This window comes from Robinsoniella sp., from assembly GCF_034124845.1.
In genome coordinates this window covers 6,209-11,890 of record NZ_JAWYAJ010000488.1, presented here as the reverse complement: position 1 = coordinate 11,890, position 5,682 = coordinate 6,209, and the positions used below count along the sequence as shown (strand labels likewise).

At 44.6% G+C, this 5,682-nt stretch carries 3 protein-coding genes and 1 pseudogene; all 4 read left to right on the top strand.

From position 1 onward, the window contains the following. Nucleotides 1–327, top strand: a pseudogene (locus tag ACH2DQ_RS23910) (hypothetical protein); the annotation flags it as partial. Between the two features lie 53 nt (nucleotides 328–380). Beyond that, nucleotides 381–2,897 (top strand): glycosyl hydrolase 2 galactose-binding domain-containing protein, encoded by a 2,517-nt coding sequence (locus tag ACH2DQ_RS23905; protein ID WP_395028558.1) that lies wholly within the window; start codon nucleotides 381–383, stop codon nucleotides 2,895–2,897. Nucleotides 2,898–2,905: 8 nt separating this feature from the next. Further along, entirely contained in the window at nucleotides 2,906–3,934 is a 1,029-nt protein-coding gene (locus tag ACH2DQ_RS23900) for a glycoside hydrolase family 18 protein (RefSeq protein WP_394912341.1), read from the top strand. A gap of 41 nt (nucleotides 3,935–3,975) precedes the next feature. Continuing rightward, the gene (locus ACH2DQ_RS23895; RefSeq protein ID WP_394912340.1) at nucleotides 3,976–5,265 is read left to right on the top strand and encodes an alpha-L-fucosidase; all 1,290 of its coding nucleotides are present in this window, start codon (nucleotides 3,976–3,978) and stop codon (nucleotides 5,263–5,265) included. Nucleotides 5,266–5,682 lie beyond the last annotated feature (417 nt).

The following is a 5,682-nucleotide window of genomic DNA, read 5'->3' as shown; positions in this document are numbered from 1 at the left end:
ATTCTTCTGGCTGAGGAGCTGGAACTGAAGAAATGCGTAGCAGCGATGACTGCAGGAGAGAAAATGGCAGTTCATGATTATCTCATAGGAGCAGAGGGCATTCGGGTGCTGAACAGTGTGGGATTATTGATCTATAAGAATCATTTTCTGGGGATAAAAGGATGTGCGGACCAGGCAAAAGAGACTGCACAGAAGCTGGAATGCTGGTTCAGTGAATACAAAAAAATGTGGAGAAGTATCAGCAGGGAATCTGAATTGTACAGAGTTTCCCATGTGATATTCTGGCTTGCCGATTTCTTACGGGATATGAACAAAGAAGAAATATAGATTACTCCTTAGGAAAGCCGGAGAAGAAGTAATCCAAAGAAATGAGGAAAAGTGTGATAAGACTGGAATTAAATCATGGCTGGAAAATGAGACCCCTTGGAGAAATATTCCAGGAGGCTGTCGTTCCGGGCAGTGTCTATACAGACCTGCTTAGAAATGGAAACATGGAGGATCCATTTTTTAAGGACAACGAGATCCGTGCCAAGAAGCTAATGAATAAGGACTATGAATATGTGTGCCGGTTTGTGTTTGAACCGGAAGCATTTGAAGATTGTGAACGGATATTACTGCATTTTGATGGTTTGGATACCCTTGCCGATATCTATGTGAACAGCCAAAAGGCAGGAGCGGCATTCAGCATGCACCGGACATGGGAATATGAGGTGCAGGATATGCTGAAACCAGGAGATAATGAACTCATGGTGGTTTTCCACTCACCGCTTAAATTTTTGGCAGAGGCATATCAAAAATATGGAAATATTGGAAATGAAGATACGGTTGAGGGATTTATGCATCTGAGAAAGGCCCATTATATGTTTGGCTGGGACTGGGGCGCCTGCCTGCCCGATGCAGGAATTTTCCGCCCGGTTTCACTGATTGGAATCCATCATGCCAGAATTGATAACGTAAGAATACATCAGGAGCATGGAGCCGGTCAGGTCTTGTTAACGTTAAATGTGGAAGCAGAGATAAATGAGAAGAACGACAATTTCCAAAATACGAACAGAACGGCAGATAAGAATCTGGTGCGGGTAGAACCTTTTCATACCGAGCCTTCTCATACAGAGGGTCTGTATATGAAAGTTTTGATTACAGATCCAGATGGCAGAATTTTATGTGAAGAGACCGGAACGGATACCTTTACCATAAGTCAGCCCCGGCTATGGTGGCCAAATGGGATCGGAGAGCAGCCCCTTTATGATATTAAGGTACTGCTGTATCATAAGGATGAGCTATTAGATATCTGGCAGAAAAGAATAGGTCTGCGGACCATGACGGTACGCAGGGAGAAGGATCAGTGGGGAGAGAGCTTTGCCCATGAAATAAACGGCAGAACAATCTTTGCCATGGGGGCTGACTACATTCCGGAGGACCATCTGATCGGACGTACCACCCGCCAGCGTACTTACCGCTTACTAGAACAGTGCAGACTTGCTAACTTTAATTCGGTCCGCATCTGGGGCGGCGGGTATTACCCGGAAGACTGGTTTTTTGATGCCTGTGATGAAATGGGGCTGATCGTATGGGAGGATTTCATGTTTGCCTGCTCGGTCTATGAACTTACACCGGAGTTCAAAGACAACATCCGGGAAGAATTTATCACAAACATTAAGAGAATCCGGCACCATGCTTCCCTGGGGCTTTGGTGCGGGAATAATGAAATGGAGATGTTCGTGGAGCAGCGCTGCTGGGTGACAAAGCCTTCCGAAGTAAGGGACTATCTGTTTATGTATGAGAAACTCATCCCCGAAGTGTTAAAAGAGCATGATCCGGATACTTTTTACTGGCCTGCAAGCCCATCCTCTGGGGGCTCTTTTGACAAACCAAATGATCCGGACAGAGGGGACGTACACTATTGGGAAGTCTGGCATGGCAATAAACCATTTTCGGAATACCGCAAATATTATTTCCGCTATATCTCGGAGTTTGGATTTCAGTCAATTCCTTCCTTAAAAACCATGGAAGAGATTACCGATGATCCAAAAGATTTAAACCTGTTTTCTTATGTATGTGAGAAACATGAACGCAATAATGGTGGCAATGGGAAGATTGTGAAATATATGCAGCAGATGTATCTATATCCCACCAGCTTTTCCACTTTGATTTATGCATCCCAGCTTTTGCAGGCAGACGGCATCCGATATGGTGTGGAGCATTTCCGGAGAAACCGGGGCAGATGTATGGGAGCTGTATTCTGGCAGTTAAATGACTGCTGGCCGGTAATTTCCTGGTCCGCCATTGATTCATGCGGAAGATGGAAGGCTCTTATGTATTATGCGAAACGCTTCTTTGCACCCTGCATGATTTCCTGTGAGGAAGAGAGCTGGATGACCCAGGAAGCGGATATGAACCGCCAGCATTTCAATTTTGACAAGTCCATCCGGCTGAATGTAGCAAATGAGACCCTGTCGGAGCGCACGATAAAAGTACGCTGGGCACTTAGGAATTCAGATGCATCGGTTATTCGTCTGATGGAGGATACCATACAGGTGAAAGCAATGTCGGCTGTCTGGCTGGATAAAGTGGAACTGCCTGAGATTGATTATATGAATGAATATGTTAGCTATGAGGCAGAGGAAAACGGGGTGGTAATCTCGGAGGGAACCGTCATTTTCACTTACCCCAAATATTTCCGCTACCGGGACCCGGGGCTTGCCTTGCGGATAGAAGGAAATGAAATTGTTGTGACGGCAGATGCTTATGCAAAAAGTGTGGAGATTTTAAACGAAGAAGAGGATCTGGTGCTGTCTGACAATTATTTTGACATGAATGCAGGAGAAAGGAGAGTGACTGTCATAAGCGGCAGTACCAGCGGTCTGCGCGTCCGCAGCGTTTATGATATTCACTGAATCGGAAATTGGACAAACAAGTAATCGGCTATATTTATACGAACCATCTTCCCGAACTTACAGCAGAAGATGCAAAAATGCTTTCTATTTTAAACCTCGCCTTTGGTAAGATTGATAAGGGAAATGTAATCTGTGACCTTGCAGATTATCAGGAGAACCTTTTAAATATCAGAAAAGAAAGCCCGGAACTAAAAATGGTGCTCTCCGTTGGAGGCTGGGGAGCGGGAGGTTTTTCAGAAACAATGGCAACGGATGGGGGAAGAAAACAATTTGCTGCTTCCGCACGGGAGCTGGTAGAACGGTATCAACTGGATGGCGTCGATATTGACTGGGAGTATCCCTGTATAGGAATTAGCGGAATTAAAGCTTCCAGGGAAGATAAAGAAAATTTTACACTTATGCTAAAAGACCTGCGCCACAGCCTGGATCAGATTAAAGACCGCAAATGCCTGGTAAATATCGCAGGGGGCGGTGGAAATTATTTTCTGCGGTGCACCAATATGCCCGAGGCTTCAAAATATCTGGATTATGTACAGATTATGACCTATGATCTGAGGGGCGGCTTTACTATTGAAACGGGACACCACACAAACCTGTATGACAACCGGGAAGATCTGCTGGATGTCAGCACAGACCGGGCAGTGCAGGCTTATCTGAAAGCTGGTGTGCCAAGGGAAAAGCTGGTGATCGGGGCAGCATTTTATTCCCGGATGTGGAAAGGGGTTCCGGATGCGAATCACGGATGGATGCAGATGGCGGAGTCTACCGGAGGCTACGGACCGGATTACGGAGAGCTTGCAGAACACTATATTAATAAAAATGGATTTAAACGTTATTGGGATGATGAGGCAAAGGCACCATGGCTGTTTAACGGTGATACCTTTATCAGCTACGAAGATGAGGAGTCCATCAGCCATAAGGCGGAATATGTAAAGGAACAGGGATTGGCAGGAATAATGTTTTGGGAATATGGCTGTGATTCCACGAAGACTCTGACCAGGGTGATCCGGGAGTCAATTTGCCGGGGACTGACCTGATCGGCTGAAGCAATAAGCAAAAGAAAGCGGAGGATATTATAATGGTTCCACAATGGTTTAAGGATGCGAAGCTTGGAATATTTATTCATTACGGCATTTATGCGGTTAACGGTATTGCGGAGTCCTGGTCTTTCTATAATAATCGGATTTCCTACGAGGATTATATGAAGCAGCTGGATGGATTTACGGCTTCTGCATTTGACGGGGAATACTGGGCAGATTTAATCGCAGGAAGCAAAGCGAAATATGCGGTGCTTACCACGAAACATCATGACGGTGTAGCACTGTTTGATACAAAATACAGTGATTTAAGCGTGGTAAAGAAAACGCCGGCAAAACGGGATATAGTGGCTGAATATGCCAAAGCAGTCCGAAAAAGGGGAATCCGTGTGGGGATGTATTATTCTCTGCTGGACTGGTCCCATCCGGACTATGCTTCGGTCTATGAGGGAGGTGTGATACCGGAGGATCTGTCACAGGTAAATTCTTTTTCCAATCCGGTGGACGGAGTCCAGGACGAAGAAGCGTGGCAGCGGTTCCTGGATTTTAATAAAAACCAGCTCTCGGAAGTACTTGGGAATTATGGCACGGCAGATTTAATCTGGTTCGACGGAGACTGGGAAAGGAGTGCATCCCAGTGGGGGCTTCCAAAATTGAAAGATTATCTGAGAAGCTTTAATCCGGAGCTTGTGGTCAATTCCCGGTTATGCGGTTACGGAGACTATAAAACCCCGGAACAGGGGCTGCCCATTACAAGGCCCGAAGGTGCCTGGGAGTTCTGTACCACCATAAATGATTCCTGGGGTTATGCCCCGGATGATGATCATTATAAGAGCCTGAATCAGATTATCCGTATGTTCTGTGACTGCATCAGCATGGGCGGAAATATGCTTCTGGATATTGGTCCCAGGGAAGATGGCACCGTGGATACCAGACAGGAAGAAATTCTTCTGGGACTGGGCAAATGGATCGGTGAGCACGAAGAGGCTGTATTTGGTACCGATGAAGGCATTATGATTCGCTATTATCCCGGTGGCAGTACGATGTCTAAGGATGGAGAAACGCTGTATTTATTTGTGCAGGATAAACCGAAGGAGAATATAAGCATCAAGGGCCTGTGTAATAAAATTAGGAAAGTCACAGTGCTTCATTCGGGAAAAGAGCTTGCGTATGACGTACACGGCGGTGTGCCCTGGTTTCAGATTCCGGGCATTACATGGATCTATATGGGAGAAAAGGATTGTCATGAGCAGGTTACGGTACTGAAGGTAGAATTAGAAGGTAAAGTGGAGATGTATGGGGGCAGCGGAGCGGTTGTGACGCATAATTGACAGAGTTGTGAAATAGTATATGGGATATTTATGAAATAAGGGGCTCATTGCAAAGCGATTTGTAATGGGCTCTTTTTATTGTATGCCCAAATGAAACTTTCTCCATAGGATTGTAATTTTATAATCTTCCTTTCATTTCATAAAAAAGAAAAAATATTTTTTATAATATACAATTGAAAAAATAATATCCTTTATATATAATAATAAATATACCGATGAAACGTGAAAAGAAAGACTGGATAAGGTATGGGTGGGAAAAAGGAGGTGTGAAGGCAACATGAAAGAATGAATAACTGTAAACCAGGGAGTGATTATGAAAAAAGAAAGATAGACTATTTCAGATCAACTCCTGTAAAGAAGGGTGTTTGAAGGAGAGGTATTTGAATTATGATGAGATTTAAATGGAAAAAATTTTTT

Excerpts from the sequence above, each read along its gene's own strand:
- ACH2DQ_RS23895 (WP_394912340.1), top strand. The coding sequence starts at position 3,976 with ATGGTTCCACAATGGTTTAAGGATGCGAAGCTTGGAATATTTATTCAT.